We start from the raw sequence: 16,433 nt of genomic DNA, 5'->3' as shown, positions 1-16,433 counted from the left end.
ATTTGGTAAAAATTTAACGAGTCCAAATTTATGAATATTTTATGTCAAACCTGAATCAAAATTCCCGATTTGTCAACTTCTTTCCTTCCCCTGAAATAAAGGGTGGTGGGCACTTTTAGTCGCGTATCAATAAATGATGGAGTATTTTTATGAATGGAGTGAACGGGCAGTAAACATTGTCCTGAAAGGACCAAATGTGAATAACCACCGGTATAACCGGTGGCAGTTGAAGGCATTCCACAGCCCTGAATGGGGTTGAATCGGTCCCGGTAAAAATGTTATTAGAATAAGCATGGATGAATTGGACGACATTAAACCCATCAGATTCAATAGAAATGACGGACGCGGGTTAGAGCAGGCAGATTCAATCTTTTTGAATCCCATATCACTATGTCAATCTTTTTTCAATCTCTTTCTGCTTGCTCCGTTTCCGTTTTGCGAATGCAGGTAATTGTTTAAATTTACGCTCGATTAACAAATCTGATTCAGAAGCTCGCTGGTTTCAACGAACGGCCGGCTTTAAACCAACAGAATTATGAATTACATTGACATTATCCTGCTCATTTTGTTGTTGCTTTCAGCCATCAACGGGTTTACCAAAGGCTTAATTGCCGAAGTGGTTTCTTTGGCAGCGCTTATCCTGGGTATTTGGGGAGCCATCGAGTTCTCGTACGTTACTTCTGAATTTCTGATCGAAAACTTTAACCTCACCACGCGGCACCTGAACATTATTTCGTTTGTGGTCACTTTTGTGGTCATCGTTATCCTGGTTCATATCGTGGGTAATGTGGTGAATAAGATGGCCGAAGCCGTGCTGCTGGGTTTTGTCAACAAACTGGCCGGACTGGTTTTTGGCATCATCAAATCGGCGCTCATCATCAGCGTTTTGCTGGTGGTTTTTGATAAGGTTGACAGCGATGTCGGTATTATTTCGCCCGAGACAAAAGCCAATTCCCGGATGTACGAACCCATTCGTTCGCTGGCGCCATCCATTTTCCCGTTTATTGACGACTGGGAAATCAACCTGGGGGAAAACAACAAGAGAGATTCGCATGTGGTCTAAAATCAGGAATAAATTATTTCGGGCCGAAAAGGAAAAGGCAAGCGAGCCGGTTGTTTGTAAAAACTGCGCCACCGAGTTTGTCGGACATTACTGCCCGCATTGCGGACAATCGGTCAGCGATTACGATCGGCCCTTCAGTTTTCTTTTCTTTAATTTTTTGGGTGATTTTTTTGCTTTCGACGAGCGCTTCTTTAAAACCACCGTCGATTTAATGTTTAAGCCCGGTTTTCTTACCAAAGAGTATTTTGAAGGGAAGCGGATCCGCTATGCCCCTCCGTTCCGGGTTTTCATATTTACCAGTTTTGTTCTTTTCCTGTTGCTGCAGATCTACACCAACCGCGGCTTGCAAAACGTACTTCATTTCGACTTGCACAACCAGGAAACATTTGATACCACCGCAGTGGCGGCCATCGATTCTATGCTGACATTGGAGCTGGGCGAGCAGACGGAAGGAGATTCCACCGGAAGCGTGGATGCTATACTGACCATGGACAGTTTTCGGAAGGGAGATGTGCAAAGCTGGCTGGAAACAGCAGCGGCCCAAAAAGAGAAGGAGCTGAAAGAGGAAACCGACCCCGAAAGACGAAAAGAGATACAGGATATCCTTCGTGTCCTCCGTTCGCCGGAGCAGGTAAATGCACGGATACTGAAATACATGTCGTGGGCATTTTTTCTGCTTTTGCCCATTTTTGCGCTCATTCTGAAACTGTTTTACATCCGGCGCAGGCAAAACTACATCCGGCACCTTATTTTTTCGATACACATTCATTCGTACCTCTTTGTTTTGCTGATAATTATTACGGGTATGTACCTTACCTTGCCCTATAAATTAGGGCTTGTTACGCTTATTTTATTGCTGTCGTTCCCGGTTTATACCATCCTGGCCATGAAAAACTTTTACCGGCAGGGAATTGGGAAGGCAATCGTAAAGTTTCTGGGTATCTCGTTTATTTACAATACTATATTTCTGTCCTTTGTGATTTATGTGATCATCGAAGCACTTCAGGTTTAGGGAAATTTTCAGGTCGCGCGAAAATAATTGCAACCTTTCTGAAACGGCCGTAGTCATACGTTCAGAAAAAACAATTAAAAACAATTATTATGGATTTAGACATTCTGATACCCGCGATTATCTTTTTTGCAGCGTATCACATTATCAAGTTAATTTCTACTCATTTGCTGAAAAGAAAACTGATTAAAGCAGAACAATACGAACGGGTTGGAATTTTAGACGAAGCACAGCCGGTGAATGATGAAGTAAACCGTTATCCTTCGCTTAAATGGGGCCTGGTAGCGCTGATGACCGGAATTGGCTTTATTGTTATCGATTTGCTGAAACTGATTGATAAAGCGATGATCGACGGCCGCAACGCCGTGCTTCCCTTTGGCATCCTCCTGGTGTTTGTTTCACTCGGTTTCCTAATCTACTTCTTTATCGTAAACGGCAAGCGGAAGTAAGTAGTTTTCAGTCTCAGTCTCAGTTTTCAGTTACATCAAAAGTGTAAAACTGGAAACTGAGACTGAACACTTTTTAAGCACAATGCGAAAATGCATAAATGCTTGAATGCGAGAATAAGCTTCAAGCCGCGAGCCATTAGCCGCGAGTTTTCTTTTTTTCGGAACACTGAACACTGATCACTTAATCTCCCGATCAATCCATTCAATCTCCTTCAGTCCCTAAGTCCCTCAGTTCCTCAGTCCATCAATCCTTCCTTCGCTACACAAACCGGTAGTCCTCCACCTGCTGAAATCCCCGCAAAAAATCGTTGGTTTTCATTCGTTTTTTTCCGGCAATCTGTAAATCGGTAATTTGCAGCCAGCCATCGGCACAGGCAACTTTCATAAAGGTTTTTCCGTCGGTATGAATGGTGCCGGGTGTGGTGGCTTTTCCGTCGGCATGCATGGCAAAAAATACCTTGGCAGAAATTTCTTCTCCGCTTGTTTTGTGTTTTAAAACCGTCCAGGCGGCTGGGTAGGGCGATAAACCGCGGATCAGGTTTCTGACCGACTCCACGTCTTTGTCCCAGACAATGCGGCAATCTTCCTTGAAAATTTTCGGCGCGTGTTTTATTTCCTGGTCCGAAAGGGCTTCTTCCTGCGGCACGGCTTTGTAAGTTCCTTCGGCCAGTGCATCCACTGTTTGGGTAACCAGCGTGGCGCCAATTTCCATCAAACTGTCGTGAACAGTGCCCACGGTATCGTTTTCCCAAATATCAATTTCTTTGCTGAAAAGAATTTTCCCGGTATCAATTTCATGATCGAGCAGAAAGGTGGTGACACCGGTTTTTGTTTCGCCGTTGATAAGCGCCCAGTTTAAGGGAGCGGCGCCCCGGTACTGCGGCAACAACGATCCGTGCAGGTTAAAAGTACCCAGTGGCGGCATGGCCCAAACCACTTCGGGCAACATCCGGAAAGCCACTATCACCTGTAAATCGGCTTTCAGGGCCCGCAATTCCTCCTGAAACGCAGGATTCTTCAGCTTCTCGGGTTGTAAAACGGTCAGGTTGTTGTCCACTGCATATTTTTTTACAGCCGATTCTGCCAGCTGTTTTCCCCTTCCTGCCGGGCGGTCGGGTGCGGTAATTACCCCTACAACATTGTACCCGCCTTCCACTAATTTCCGGAGGCTTGCCACCGCAAAATCGGGGGTGCCCATAAATACGATCCGAAGTTCTTTTCCTTGCATCACATGTTTTTTCTTAGGTTGGTATTTCCTTTTTGTGCCTTGGGCCAGTACGGACAATGCCGGCAGCCGTTGGAACAGCAATAACCACGGCGGGTGAGGTATTCTTCGGTCATCACCCGGTAGCTGTTTTCCATATAGTAGTCTTTTCCCTCTTTCAAATCGTCGCTAAAGCTGTCGGGAAAAAGGTCGTCGAAATATCCCATTCAATAAAAATTTGTGCAAAACTAAGGATTATTGTCAGAATGTGTACGTTTAAAGTTATACCGATTCGCAATTGAATTGAGCCTTAAATTCGCTGCGCTCTTAAAGCCTCTTCAATTGTCTATCGGCATTAACCATTGTAATTCCAGAGTTTCGCATAAGGCTCACTCTGAAAAACAATTGGTATTACAGGTTCAGGTAACTGAAAATCCGCTATCAAATCTTTGTTCTTTTTGAATTTCAAATTTCCACATCGGCGGAAACGTTGTTTTTACTTTATTTCTGACTTTCCGCGCCTGCGGAAACCTTCTTTTGTGTCCGGTTCACACTTTCCGCATGTGCGGAAAGTCTGTTTTTGTTCCGGTTTTGACTTTCCGTAAGCCCGGAAGGTTGATTTTTTTCTTTTTGGAGTTTTCCGCAACTGCGGAAAGTCTGTTTTTAAATGGTTTCGGGGTTTCCGCGCTTTCGGAAAAAGCCTGCTCCCGGCTGGTTTGTTTTTTCGGAAAACCCCGACAGGCTGCCCGCGATCGGTTTCTGAGTTTCGGAAGTTCCCGAAAGTCCGAACCGGGAGAAAAACAGCTGAGCGGAAAGCTCCGAAAGCTTCAACTTTGGCCGGGACAGGGTTTCGGACATTCCCGAAAGCTTGTTCCTCAGCGGATTCTGCTTTTCGGAAGGGTCCGGCAGCGAGGTGTTGAAATCCAAAGAGCCATTCTTAATCAATTCCGATAAATCACTACTTTTAATCACTTAAAATTCAGCTAAACGAAAATGAGCATTGAATGCGATTACCTGATGCGGCAGCTGATGCAGCTGTTCGAAGTTATTCATAAAATACTGGGACACCGCGAACGCGGCGAAGACAAACAGGCGGAAGACCAGATCCGCTACTTTTACAATTGCCTGAAAATTGATGCTGATATTCAAAAGATGAGTATCGAAGACTTGCTAGCTTTTCTTCAGAATGAAAAGAAACTAAGCAACGAACACCTCGAACTGTTTGCCTTTGTGCTAAAAGAACAGGGGGAAATGGCCGTGGACGAAAAGGATCGCATCAACTTTTTTCAAAAAGCCTATTTTCTGCTGGATAAGGTAGAGCGCGAAAGCACGGTTTTTTCGATGGACCGGCAGCTAAAACTTGGTGAATTAAAAACTTACCTGAATTAGTTTTTCGAATGCGGGAGCTTTTCTCCGGTGTGTTAACAAAGCGATTGTTGCCTGGATACTTAATTCCTTGCAAATTCGTTTTAAATCCTCTGGCTGGTGGCTTGGTTATGTGGAGCGCAGCGACAATGTCTATTTTTTTGCCACACGCCTTGTGAAAGACAGGGAAACGCTTAACCCCGACTTTGGAAAATGCAGAAAGAAAATTACCCGGACCATTTTAAAGCAACTGAAGGTGATCGATTAAAAGGCTGCCATTTACAGGCTTTTTTTGAACAAGGGGGCCGGCTTAATTGTCTCGTTCAGGTAAGCAACAACTTCAAATGGGTGTGGAAAAGCAGAAGACGATACGATACCTGAAACTTCCGTTTTGTTTCGATCCCGGGAAACTGGAAAAGGACCTGGCGATTGTCAGTAATGCCGCGTGGATTCAGCATTACAACACAAAAGATTATTCCGGCGACTGGAGCGCTATTCCTTTGTATGCCATCAACGGTGACGCTACCAATATTTTTGCAACTTCGTTTGACAGTTCCGGCGTAAAGGAAACGCCTATCCTGAAGGAATGCCTTTATTTTCAGGAAGTGATGCAGACTTTTCAGTTCGAAGTAACGGCGGTGCGCCTGCTGCGACTCGGAGCCGGAGCAGTGATTCAGCCGCATACCGATCACGAACTTGGGTACGAGAATGGTTATTTTCGCTTGCACGTTCCTTTGGTTACCAACCCCGGTGTGAAGTTTTTACTGGATGGGGACCGCCTGCGGATGTTGCCGGGTGAGTGCTGGTATATAAATGCCAATTTTGAACATTCGGTAAGCAATGCAGGAACAAGCGACCGCGTACATCTGGTGATTGACGGAATCCGAAATGAATGGACGGATGAACTGTTTTTTTCGCTGGCTCCCAAAGAAAACTACGAATGCGAATCTCCGGCGGAATCGCCTGAAATGATCCGCCGGATGATGGAAGAACTGCAACACCTTTCCGAACCGGCGGCTGAAGAATTGCTTGCCGGGCTCCGGCAAAAACTGGTCCTACTGGAAGGTAAATAATAGGTCTGTCTTTTGCCGCCTCTGACGGAGGTTTGAAAATAAATTGCTTATTTCAGGAGTTAGAAGAACAGCGGTTGGAAAACCGTCCAACAATAGTTTTATGGGAAGTCATCATCATCACGAGCACAACCATTCAGGCAAAAAATTAAAGGTGGCCTTTTTTTTAAACCTCGGATTTACCGTTTTTGAAATTTTCGGAGGTCTGTATGTGAACAGTGTGGCCATTCTTTCGGATGCCATACACGATTTGGGCGACAGTCTTTCGCTGGGAACGGCCTGGTACCTCGACAAAAAATCGAAAAAAGGAGCGGATAGTAAATTCTCGTTTGGCTATGCGCGTTTCTCGCTGCTGGGGGCGCTTATCAACAGCCTGGTGCTGATTGGCGGTTCGGTATATGTAATTTACGAAGCCGTGGGGCGAATACTGGAGCCGGAGCATTCGGATGCCGGGGGAATGATTGTTTTTGCCGTAATCGGAATTGCGGTAAACGGATATGCCGCCTGGAAAATGAGCGGTGGAAGTTCACTGAACGAAAAAGTGGTGTCGTGGCATTTAATGGAAGATGTGCTGGGTTGGGTCGCCGTACTGATCGTTGCGATAGTACTGCGTTTTAAAGACATTCACTACCTCGACCCGGCGCTTTCGCTGCTGATAACAGCCTATATTTTGTGGGGAGTGATGCGGCGTTTAAAAGAAACGCTCTTTGTTTTTCTCGAAGGTGTGCCGAAAAATATCGATCTGCCTACCATTGAACGGGAACTGATGGCCATCGGGAATGTACAGTCGTTGCATCACACCCGCATCTGGTCGCTCGATGGTGAACACAATGTGTTAACCACGCACTTAAAGCTGGAACAGATTTCATCGTTCAGGCAAATTTTGAAAGTGAAGGAAACGGCGCGGAAAGTTTTGAAAAAGTACCACTTTGCACACTATACCATCGAAACAGAACTGGATGAAGAAAACTGCCCCTTGCTTGAAAATGGAGGAGACAGTAAACAACATTAGAACCGGTTTTAGATTGAAATGATTGAATGGATAGATGAGATTGAGTTAATCAATATCCATCTGTTTTCAATCTGTCATCCATCTTTTTTGGCTTGTCCGGATCAGGGGAAGAGGGCTGTCCCGTTATTTTTTACCCGCAAGTTTGGAATACTTCTTCAAATATGCCTGGTGCATGGCCCATGCCGAGAATTTGTTGATGCTTTTGGCCCCGCCCAGAAATTCGGCTTCGATAAATGCTTTGCAGGCTTTTTCCAGTACTTCGCATACCGCAAATGCTTCGTTCAGATCGCGTCCGGCACAAACGGCGCCGTGGTTGGCCATCAGCGCTGCATTGCGGCCGCGCAGGGCTTTTACGGTATTGCGTACCAGCTTGTTGGTGGAAGACAAAGCATAATCGGCTACACGAACCGACGGGCCAACAATCTGCGCCATGTCGTCAAGCACAGGAGGCACCTCGCGGCGGGCAGCGGCGCAGGTAGAAGCGTTCATTTGGTGGGTGTGAATAATGGCACTGAACTCGGGACGATCCGCATAAATCCCGGAATGCAGCCTGAATTCCGACGAGGGTTTCCCGCAGTTTTTATCGTATTCGTTGGTGCGAATGTTGATCAGTACCATGTCCTCGGGCCGGGTATCTTCGTAATATTTCCCGCTGGGCGTAACCAGCATTTCATCTTTGTTCACCCGTAGGCTGATGTTGCCCCAGGTGCGCGAAACCAGCCCCAGTTCCACCAGTTTCAGCCCGGCTTTTACCAGCGCTTCCCGTTCTGTTTTATAGTTTAGTTCGCTCATTTCTATGGTACTGCTTACAGAGTTGTTTTGAACTCAATTGCTTCAACTTTTAAGTTGAATCGGAGTTCATCTGAAAATGATGTTTATCTTTAGAAAAGGTAAAAGTAAGCATCTGTATTGATTTGTATGAAAGATGAGCGGATTTCTTTCTGAGCCGATATTGAACCGAAGCAAAACAAACCAACTTATGAAACATTCAAAGATATTTTACTTCTCGATCGTGGTGGCGCTGGCAGGTTTTCTGTTTGGATTTGACACCGTTGTTATTTCGGGGGCCGATCAGCAGTTGCAGGATTTCTGGCAAAGCTCCGACTTGTTTCACGGGTTGGTGGTAATGTCAACCGCTTTGTGGGGAACGGTTGTCGGCGCTATTTTCGGATCGATACCTACCAACCGCCTCGGGCGAAAACGCACCCTGATAAGTATTGGTGCCTTGTTTTTTATATCGGCCATTGGGTCTGCTTTGGCTTCCGATCCTTATGTGTTTGCCTGCCTCCGTTTTATTGGCGGCCTTGGAATCGGTATTTCAACCGTGGTAGCGCCTTCGTATGTGTCGGAGATTGCTCCTCCCGCGCAACGCGGAAAACTGGTGGCTTTGTACCAGTTCAATATTGTGTTTGGCATTCTGATGGCCTATGTTTCCAACTACCTGCTGCGCGATTTGGGCGAAAATGCCTGGCGCTGGATGCTGGGAGTGGAAGCCATTCCCGCATTTGTTTATTCGATGCTGGTGTTGAAAGTACCCGAAAGTCCCCGCTGGCTGCTGGAATACCGGAACGACAAACAGAAAGCGATTGAAATTCTCCGGAACATTGCCCCGGATACGGACATTGAAAAAGAACTGGCTGAAATTGAGACCGAAAAATCAACGGAAGTAGCCCGCGAAAATATTTACATGAAGAAGTTCAGAGTGCCGCTGATGCTTGCCTTTTTTATTGCCTTTTTTAACCAGTTGTCGGGCATTAATGCCTTTCTGTATTACGCACCACGTATTTTTGAACTAGCCGGATTGGAAAAATCGGCTTCGTTTTTAAGTTCGATCGGCATTGGTGTAATCAACCTTACTTTCACATTGATCGGCATTTCGATGATCGACAAATACGGACGAAAAACGCTGATGTACATCTGTTCTTTTGGCTATATTGTTTCACTGTCGCTGGTGGCGTTTGCTTTTGCCTTGAAATGGGAAGGAATGCTGGTACCCTTGTTTTTCTTCTTGTTTATTGCGGCTCATGCAGTGGGGCAGGGCGCTGTAATCTGGGTTTTCATTTCCGAAATATTCCCGACAAAACTGAGGGCTGCGGGACAGGCTTTTGGGGCATCGGTTCACTGGGTGTTGGCGGCTGCCATTCCGGCTTTGATCCCGTTTTTGTTTGGACAGATCGGACCGGCTCTGGTTTATGTGTTTTTTGGGTTGATGATGGTGTGGCAGTTGTTTTGGGTGATGTTCAAAATGCCCGAAACAAAAGGGCAAACACTGGAAAACCTGGCGGCAAAACTGTCGAAGTAAGATTTCAATCCAGGAAATCGCCCCAGCGTTTTAGCAAATCTTTGTGGCAACTGGATGCAATGTTCGGATCGTTGATGGCCCGTTTTACTTCCGGATCAAATTCCGATGCATAAATCCAGCGGTAAACCTGTTGGATGGAAACTGAATCTTTTCGCTCAAGCTGCTTCATTTCGGCTCCGGCGCTTACATGCCCTCCTTTCAGCACACGCACATAAACACCCGGGAAACCGGCATCTACAAACTTGCGTACAATGTCTTTGTCGTGAAACCGAAAGTTGAGTTTGAAACAGGGCTGGCGTGGCTGGCTTGCCTGAACGATTACTTCGCCGATACTAAAAACATCCCCGATGTTTACATTTGCTTCCTGAAGTCCTTCCACTGTCAGGTTTTCGCCAAACATGCCCCAAGGCATTTCGAGGTCGGGATAAAGCTTGCTCCAGTACTCATAATGATCGGCAGAATAGAGGTAACAGGCTTTGTCAACTCCTCCGTGGTAGCGGCGGTCGATCACGTGGTCTTGCACCACATCTTCGGCTCCCAGGTAAATGCCTTCCTCCACCGGAAACTTAAAAATACCGGTTGTTACTTCTTTTCCGTTAAATGGAAGCGTGCGGGCTTCGCCAATATTTGTGGAAATAATCTTCATACGTTGATCTTAAATTTGCTAGTCTAAACTGAACACTGATTGCTGAGTCCTTCAACCATAATGCGAAAATGCATTAATGCTTAAATGCGAGAATGAGCTACAAGTTTCAAGCTGCAAGGAATAAGTGATTGATTATTCAATCCTTCAATCTCCCAATCAATCTAATTCAATCCTTCAATCTCTCTGTCCTTCAGTCCTTTCTTTCCTGAAATCTGTGACTGCAAACTGCGACTATCGACTACGCGATGTTCCTTTCCTTTTTGATATTCTCGTAAGCCTGGTTCACTTTCTGGAACTTTTCTTTGGCAGCATTCTGAATCTCTTCGCCCAGCGTACTTACTTTGTCGGGGTGAAATTTCATGGCCATTCTGCGGTAGGCTTTTTTCACTTCCTCGTCGTTGGCCGTTCTTTCAATTTCCAGGATTTTGTAATCCGAATCGGTATTCGGAATAAACATGGCCTGAATCGATTCGTAGTCATTTCGCTGAATGCCCATCAGGTTGCAAATCTGATCAATGAGTTCCGATTCTCCTTTGTCCACTTTTCCATCAGCCTGAGCTATTCCAAAGAGGAAATGCACCAGCTGCAAACGGGCCGAGTAGTTCATATTGGCCTGTATCTGGCGGCATACTTCGTTTACGGGTATCGTTTGCTGCAAAAGGTCGCGCAGCATTCGTATGGCTTCCTGCGCCGAGTCTTCGCCAAAGTTATGCACCAGGAATTTCTTTACATAGTCGAGTTCGGATTTCAATACTTTGCCGTCGGCTTTCATAACGGCCGCCACCAAAACCAGGAGGCTCATTACATAACCGCCGGTGGTGGTGCGGGAAGAGTATCCCGTTGCACCTCTTTTAATGGCTTCCTGTCCGCCGTCGAACATGGAACCCACTACAAACCCGAAAATTGCACCGATTGGTCCTCCAAAGGCCCATCCTAGGCCGCCACCAACCCACTTACCAAATTTTGCCATATTCTTTTAACTGTTTGTCAATTCTAATTATCTGCGGAAGCAACAGCTCCCGGTTGTCGTTTTTAATTTCAATGGTGGCGAGTTTTCTTTTTTCGTTGTCGCTCCATTGTTTTTGCATTCTTTCCACTACCTGTCCGCGTGAAGAACCGTCGCGTGTCATTACTCTTTTTATCCGGTCTTCATCCGGCGCAGTTACCAAAAGGGTGAAGTCCATCATTTTGTAAAAACCGCTTTCGAAAAGAATGGCCGCTTCGTGAATCACGTAGGGAACATCTTGCGAATCGGCCCATTTCATAAACTCTGCACGAACTGCCGGATGCACGAGCGCATTTACTTTTGCCAGCTGAATTTCATCATTAAAGATGAGGCCAGCGAGTTTTTTTCGGTCAACACCGGCATTTGCGGTATAAATGTCGGGACCAAAAAGGTCAATCAGTCCTTTGCGGATTCCCGGATCGGTGTCGATCAGTGTTTTGGCCACCGTGTCGGCTTCAAAAACCGGAACTCCCAGTAGGCTGAAAACCTTGCAAATGGTTGACTTCCCACTTCCTATTCCGCCGGTGATCCCTATCTTTAGTGCCATGCTTTAATTGGTTTCGATGAGGTATTCCACTGCCTCGGGCGAAACACGCACCAGTTGGATGAACGAAGATTTTCGTTCAATTTTTACCGGCAGGTTTTGCGTATTTTTGTCAACGTCGGCATAATCTACCACCGCACTGAAGTCGCTGACAGCCACATCTTCAAATTCACTTAATCCAACCAAACAGGTGACTTTTACTTCCGAGGGGAAGAGTTTTACATTTACACTGTCAGGGCGGTTGCGAATAATAAGCGGCATCTTAAGTTCTTTCTCCGTAAATTTCTCAACCTCTATTTTTAAGTTGACTTTGTCGGGAGAAATCGTTGTGCTTTTGGGTTTCAGAATATCTACATGTTTTTCGACGGCTGCATCCAGTTCCTCAAATTTCTCAAAGCGGGTGCTTAGCTCATTAATGGTGTCGATAACCGACGACGGGCCGGTTATTTTTACTTCTGAAGGAATTACCCTGACCGGATTTTGCAGGTTAAACTGCGGTTTGAATTGTACCTGAACGTTGGCTCTTACCGGGACGGTTTTGGTTTTCAGACTGTCCAGGATAATTTCCAGCGTTTCGGGTTGAATTTCCAGAATCGTAATTTCATTACTCACCTGCGATTTAATGCGACGCATCAGTCCCGACGACGGAATCCGGTAAATACCGTCCTCTGCTTTCATATCTTTGGTAATATTGGTGAGGTTCAGGATGATCGGCGAGAAGGACAAGCTTAACTTGTAGCGAAGCAGGGTAAAACCATGCGCATCAATTTTCAGCTCCAGTTTCGAAGGCGGGTGATTGGCCAGAAACTGCTTGCTGGGCGGATTTACGTATTTTACCGGGTACGAAATGGTGGTTGAATAGTCTTTGCTAAGTGCATTCAGGAACCACAACGAAGTCGAGATGAGAAGGCAAATCAGAAACACCACAACCCGCTTGTCGTTTCTGAGTTTCTCGATCTTGAAAAATTCCGGTAGTTTATTAATGTTTTTCTTCATACAGCAATGAAAACACAAATTTAACCAAATCTGTCAATTAGTGATTTCAAGGCAAAAGTTTATGCTTCAAATTAATACTTATGTGTAATAAATCACACGCTAAACGTAAAGTGTTGTACCTGCTTTTGTGCAGCCGTATTGCTGTTTAGCCGTGTAGCGGTATTGCTGTGGTGCTGTGAAAAAAAGACACAGCACCACAGCAACACGGCCACACGACAACACGTTTTCTTACATTCCCGGAGGAATGCTTGATGCCAGTGGTTCGTAGTTATTGTCGTCAATTACGATACTTTCACCTACCGAAATATCGCGGGCCGAGAAAAGTCCCAGAACGCGTTTGCCGTCGTTCGAAACCAGGTTGCTGGGAACGTTTGCCGGCGGAACACTGAACGGGCTACCCGAAAAAGCCTGGTTGATCAAGGCAAAGTAGAAATCGTAGCTGGCTTTTGAAATCGAAAGCTGTTCAACCCGGATGGTATCTCCCCTGTGAAGAATTTTGTCTTCTTCTTTCTCCTCAAAATCAGTCAGTATCTCAAAATCATAAATGTAATTGCCGTCCACCAGTTCGTCGCTGGCAAAGGACAGGTACTCACTTTCGTACAGCAGTTCGTTGTTGATGTAAATATCCCATTTGTAATAATTCCCTTTTCCGGGCGTTTCCTGCGAGTTGATAAAAACAGCAAGAAATTCATAATCGCCCCTTGCCGAGAGGTTGATGCGTGTTTCATCGAGTGTTTCCACTTCCTGCAGGTATTCGCTGGCGGAAATAACCACTCCCTCTTCCGTAGTAATAGTAAGCTGGTAGGTTCTTCCCGGAACGGCTTCATACGTGGTATTTTCCGGCAGTTTGTAGATTCCGGTGTTTCCCTGTTCTTCCAGTACTACCGTATTGGGAACTGTTTCGTTGTCGGAAATTTCTACCAGTGCGTTGTTGACTGGCGGATTGCTTTCTGCCTGGTTTACACGAAGTGTTTTTTCAATTTTCACAAAAACATTGTCGCTTGATCTTGTATCAAGATAAGCTTCTACGGCCACCAAATCAATGTCTTCATCGTTCAGATTTACTTCAACCACATCTTCGCAACTGGCCAGGATAAAGGCCGTTAGCAGAGATAGAAGTATGGCGCGGTATAAATATGTCTTTTTCATGTGTTAAAATTTTACGTTGTAGGTGATGGATGGAATGGCTGACCCGATGATCGACAAACGAACAAACTGAGTTTGGTTGGGATTGTCTTCGTTGGCTTCGGGCGTAATGGAATAAGCGTTGCGGCGTGCATAAACGTTGTAGATCGAAAAGTTGATCGATTGTTTAAGACGCCGGTGTTCGTTCTTTTTAAAGTCGTAAGTGGCCGATAAGTCGAGCCGGTTGTAATCGGGAAGCCGGTTGCTGTTTCGGGCCGAGTATTCAAATACCTGGTTGCCCTGCACGGTGTATTTGGCCACGGGGTACGAAATGGGCGAACCGGTAGAATAAACAAAGTTGGCGGCCAGGTTCCAGCGTTTGTTCAGCTCGTAGTTGCCCACTACCGAAAGGTCGTGTGTGCGGTCGTAATCCGAAGGGTAGGGGTTTCCGTTGTTGATGCCTTCAATTTTCCGGGTGGTTTTCGACCAGGTGTAACCTACCCAGCCTGTAAGCTGCCCTTTGGCTTTCTTGGCCAGAACTTCCAGCCCTTTTGATTCCCCTGTACCGTGCAGCAACTCGGTTTCTATGTTTTCGTTCAGGAAAAGCTCGGCGCCTTCCTTGTAATCCAGCACGTTCTGCATGTCTTTGTAATATACTTCTACCGACGTTTCCCACATGTTGTTTTTGAAATTGCGGAAATAACCCATCGAAACCTGGTCGACAATCAGCGGTTTTATGTAGGTGCTGCTGGGCAACCAAATGTCGAGCGGCGAGGGCGACTGTGTGTTGGAAATCAGGTGCAGGTTTTGCACCATCCGGTTGTAAGAGGCTTTTACCGAGCTGGCCCTGTCGAGGCTGAACTTCATGCCAACACGGGGCTCCAGGTGAACAAAAGCATCCCCGATTTTATCTCCTTTTCCGTAGTGAATGGTTTCGCGCACTTCTTCTTTGTCGGGCTGGTCGGGATTTTCGTAAATGTTCACCTCGCCTTCTCCTATTTGCTGGAAGTGGCTTAGCCTTAGTCCGTACTGAACTGAAAAACGCTCCGAAAATTGTTGTTCGTTCGACAGGTAAAGAGCATTCTCGTGTGTGTTGTATTCGGTAAGCTCCAGGTCGTTAAACATCGAGTTTTCGCCGTTGGTAAGCACCTGTCCGGGTTTAAAATTGTGAAGGATCGTATTGCCACCAAATTTGAAAGTGTTGCGCGGATTGAAGTAATAGGTGAAATCCAGCTTCAGGTTGTAATCGCGGATTTGCGACGACCAATCGAAATTATCGGCATTATCACCGGGAACACCCAAACTGTATCGGTATTTCGAATAAATGGCCGACACATTCATAAAAAGCTTGTCGCCGTAAATGTGGTTCCAGCGTAGTGTGGCGGTTGTGTTTCCCCATCGCATGTACATCGATTCGCCCAGTTCAAACACATCTTTGCCGTTGTAGGCCGACAGGTAAATGCGGTTTTTATCGTTGACGATGAAGTTCGATTTTCCGTTCAAATCATAAAAATAGAGGGTGTTGTCTTTTAGCTCTTCCAGTCCCATGGCCTTCCCAAGCACATCGTAGTAAGTGCGCCGCCCGGCAATCAGAAAACTCCAGCGGTCTTTAATAATGGGGCCTTCGAGCGTGAGTCTGCTAGAAAGGTTACCGATTCCGCCATCAAGAGCCAGTTGTTTGCTGTTGCCGTCTTTTTGGCGGATGTCGATCACCGAAGAAGCTTTTCCCCCGTATTCAGCCGGGATACCGCTTTTATACACCTGAATGTCTTTGATGGCATTGGAATTAAACACCGAAAAAAATCCGAGCAGGTGAGAAGCATTGTAAACCGGCGCTTCATCAAGGATCATCAGATTCTCGTCGGGGCCGCCACCACGCACATACAACCCCGAACTGGCTTCGCCGCCGCTTTGAATACCGGGCAGCAACTGGATGGTGCGGATCACATCTACTTCGCCCATAAAGGCCGGCAGCTTCTGGATGGTTTTAACGGGCAGGGTAGTCATGCCCATTTCCACGCGCTGCACGTTTGCATCGGCAGCTTCGCCACGAACGATAACTTCCTGTATTTGCTCCGAAAACCCGGAAAGGGAGAAATCGCGGGTAATGCTTTCATTCGCTTCCAGTTTTTGTTCGAGGGGATGATAGCCAATAAACGAAACACGGATCGTGTAGTTTCCTTTCGGAATGGTAAGGGAATAAAATCCGTAGGCATTACTGGCGGTTCCCTGTTTTAGTTCGGGTACATAAAGGGTAGCTCCGATGAGTGCTTCACCGTTGGAGTCATCTTTTAAATAACCGCTTAAGGTAATTTCCTGTGCCTTTGCCAACACGGCACAAAGCAGCATGAGTGTGAGGATCTTTAATTTCAGCATGTGAGTAATTGTTTTCTGTTTTTGTTTTCTATGGACCACGAAGTTATACCAAACAATTAAAACGGCGACGATTATCCGACAAACGGATGATATTTTTCGATAAACACCGCGAATTAATAAACGTAGGGCATATCAATGAACCATGTTTGTTATCTGATCTCGTTTTGAAAGACAGGAAAAATTTTCGAGGGTTGTCAACCAACCATAAAATTTTTACAACAAGAGTTTTTTGTGATTAGGAAAGGACTAACGGGAAGAAAGCAGTA

At 45.9% G+C, this 16,433-nt stretch carries 18 protein-coding genes; 8 read left to right on the top strand and 10 right to left on the bottom strand.

The window, feature by feature from the left end; translation table 11 throughout:
- The first annotated feature begins 535 nt into the window (after positions 1–535).
- The 3 genes from INQ51_RS09375 (at position 536) to INQ51_RS09365 (ending at position 2,521) form a co-directional block, all read left to right on the top strand.
- Positions 536–1,063, top strand: a complete 528-nt coding sequence (locus INQ51_RS09375) for a CvpA family protein (protein WP_233377711.1) — start codon at positions 536–538, stop codon at positions 1,061–1,063.
- Positions 1,053–2,075 (top strand): DUF3667 domain-containing protein, encoded by a 1,023-nt coding sequence (locus INQ51_RS09370; protein WP_233377710.1) that lies wholly within the window; start codon positions 1,053–1,055, stop codon positions 2,073–2,075. Before INQ51_RS09375 ends, INQ51_RS09370 begins: the two co-directional genes overlap by 11 nt.
- Before the next feature lie 89 nt (positions 2,076–2,164).
- Positions 2,165–2,521 carry a DUF6249 domain-containing protein gene (locus INQ51_RS09365; protein ID WP_119440249.1) on the top strand — a complete coding sequence of 119 codons (357 nt, stop codon included), beginning with the start codon at positions 2,165–2,167 and terminating at the stop codon, positions 2,519–2,521.
- A 259-nt stretch (positions 2,522–2,780) separates the two neighbouring features.
- Here the strand turns inward: INQ51_RS09365 and fmt are convergent, their stop codons facing one another.
- The 3 genes from fmt to INQ51_RS09350 form a co-directional block, all read right to left on the bottom strand.
- Complete coding sequence (fmt, locus tag INQ51_RS09360; protein ID WP_233377709.1) at positions 2,781–3,749, bottom strand: methionyl-tRNA formyltransferase; 969 nt, start codon at positions 3,747–3,749, stop codon at positions 2,781–2,783.
- Entirely contained in the window at positions 3,749–3,952 is a 204-nt protein-coding gene (locus INQ51_RS09355) for a DUF5522 domain-containing protein (protein WP_233377708.1), read from the bottom strand. Before INQ51_RS09355 ends, fmt begins: the two co-directional genes overlap by 1 nt.
- A gap of 436 nt (positions 3,953–4,388) precedes the next feature.
- Positions 4,389–4,697, bottom strand: coding sequence for a hypothetical protein (locus INQ51_RS09350; RefSeq protein ID WP_233377707.1), 309 nt, complete (start codon positions 4,695–4,697; stop codon positions 4,389–4,391).
- A 21-nt stretch (positions 4,698–4,718) separates the two neighbouring features.
- On the opposite strand from INQ51_RS09350, the gene INQ51_RS09345 reads away from it, so the two are divergent.
- The 4 genes from INQ51_RS09345 to INQ51_RS09330 all read left to right on the top strand — a co-directional run bounded on the left by INQ51_RS09345 (position 4,719) and on the right by INQ51_RS09330 (position 7,172).
- Positions 4,719–5,114, top strand: a complete 396-nt coding sequence (locus tag INQ51_RS09345) for a hypothetical protein (RefSeq protein ID WP_233377706.1) — start codon at positions 4,719–4,721, stop codon at positions 5,112–5,114.
- A gap of 67 nt (positions 5,115–5,181) precedes the next feature.
- A complete protein-coding gene (locus INQ51_RS09340; protein WP_233377705.1) occupies positions 5,182–5,358 on the top strand; it encodes a hypothetical protein in 177 nt (58 codons plus the stop codon).
- Between the two features lie 82 nt (positions 5,359–5,440).
- Positions 5,441–6,163, top strand: a complete 723-nt coding sequence (locus tag INQ51_RS09335) for an aspartyl/asparaginyl beta-hydroxylase domain-containing protein (RefSeq protein WP_233377704.1) — start codon at positions 5,441–5,443, stop codon at positions 6,161–6,163.
- Between the two features lie 100 nt (positions 6,164–6,263).
- Positions 6,264–7,172 (top strand): cation diffusion facilitator family transporter, encoded by a 909-nt coding sequence (locus INQ51_RS09330; RefSeq protein ID WP_233377703.1) that lies wholly within the window; start codon positions 6,264–6,266, stop codon positions 7,170–7,172.
- Positions 7,173–7,295: 123 nt separating this feature from the next.
- On the opposite strand, the gene INQ51_RS09325 is transcribed toward INQ51_RS09330, so the two are convergent.
- Positions 7,296–7,964, bottom strand: coding sequence for a class II aldolase/adducin family protein (locus INQ51_RS09325; protein WP_233377702.1), 669 nt, complete (start codon positions 7,962–7,964; stop codon positions 7,296–7,298).
- 187 nt (positions 7,965–8,151) lie between these two features.
- Here INQ51_RS09325 and INQ51_RS09320 point away from each other — a divergent pair, with 187 nt between their 5' ends.
- A complete protein-coding gene (locus INQ51_RS09320) occupies positions 8,152–9,474 on the top strand; it encodes a sugar porter family MFS transporter (protein ID WP_233377701.1) in 1,323 nt (440 codons plus the stop codon).
- Between the two features lie 4 nt (positions 9,475–9,478).
- On the opposite strand, the gene INQ51_RS09315 is transcribed toward INQ51_RS09320, so the two are convergent.
- From INQ51_RS09315 to INQ51_RS09290, 6 genes are all read right to left on the bottom strand, one after another.
- Positions 9,479–10,120 carry an MOSC domain-containing protein gene (locus tag INQ51_RS09315; protein WP_233377700.1) on the bottom strand — a complete coding sequence of 214 codons (642 nt, stop codon included), beginning with the start codon at positions 10,118–10,120 and terminating at the stop codon, positions 9,479–9,481.
- A 238-nt stretch (positions 10,121–10,358) separates the two neighbouring features.
- Positions 10,359–11,090 carry a TerB family tellurite resistance protein gene (locus tag INQ51_RS09310; RefSeq protein WP_119440261.1) on the bottom strand — a complete coding sequence of 244 codons (732 nt, stop codon included), beginning with the start codon at positions 11,088–11,090 and terminating at the stop codon, positions 10,359–10,361.
- On the bottom strand, positions 11,074–11,673 hold the full coding sequence (coaE, locus tag INQ51_RS09305; RefSeq protein ID WP_233377699.1) for a dephospho-CoA kinase: 600 nt from the start codon (positions 11,671–11,673) through the stop codon (positions 11,074–11,076). Before coaE ends, INQ51_RS09310 begins: the two co-directional genes overlap by 17 nt.
- A gap of 3 nt (positions 11,674–11,676) precedes the next feature.
- A complete protein-coding gene (locus tag INQ51_RS09300; RefSeq protein ID WP_233377698.1) occupies positions 11,677–12,666 on the bottom strand; it encodes a YbbR-like domain-containing protein in 990 nt (329 codons plus the stop codon).
- A 228-nt stretch (positions 12,667–12,894) separates the two neighbouring features.
- Positions 12,895–13,815, bottom strand: coding sequence for a DUF4249 domain-containing protein (locus tag INQ51_RS09295; RefSeq protein WP_233377697.1), 921 nt, complete (start codon positions 13,813–13,815; stop codon positions 12,895–12,897).
- A 3-nt stretch (positions 13,816–13,818) separates the two neighbouring features.
- Positions 13,819–16,167 carry a TonB-dependent receptor gene (locus INQ51_RS09290; protein WP_233377696.1) on the bottom strand — a complete coding sequence of 783 codons (2,349 nt, stop codon included), beginning with the start codon at positions 16,165–16,167 and terminating at the stop codon, positions 13,819–13,821.
- Positions 16,168–16,433 lie beyond the last annotated feature (266 nt).

This window comes from Maribellus sp. CM-23 (assembly GCF_021354595.1).
In the GTDB taxonomy this organism is placed as follows: Bacteria; Bacteroidota; Bacteroidia; order Bacteroidales; family Prolixibacteraceae; genus Draconibacterium.
Note: the sequence above shows the minus strand (reverse complement) of the source record. Positions and strands in the feature narration are given on the sequence as shown.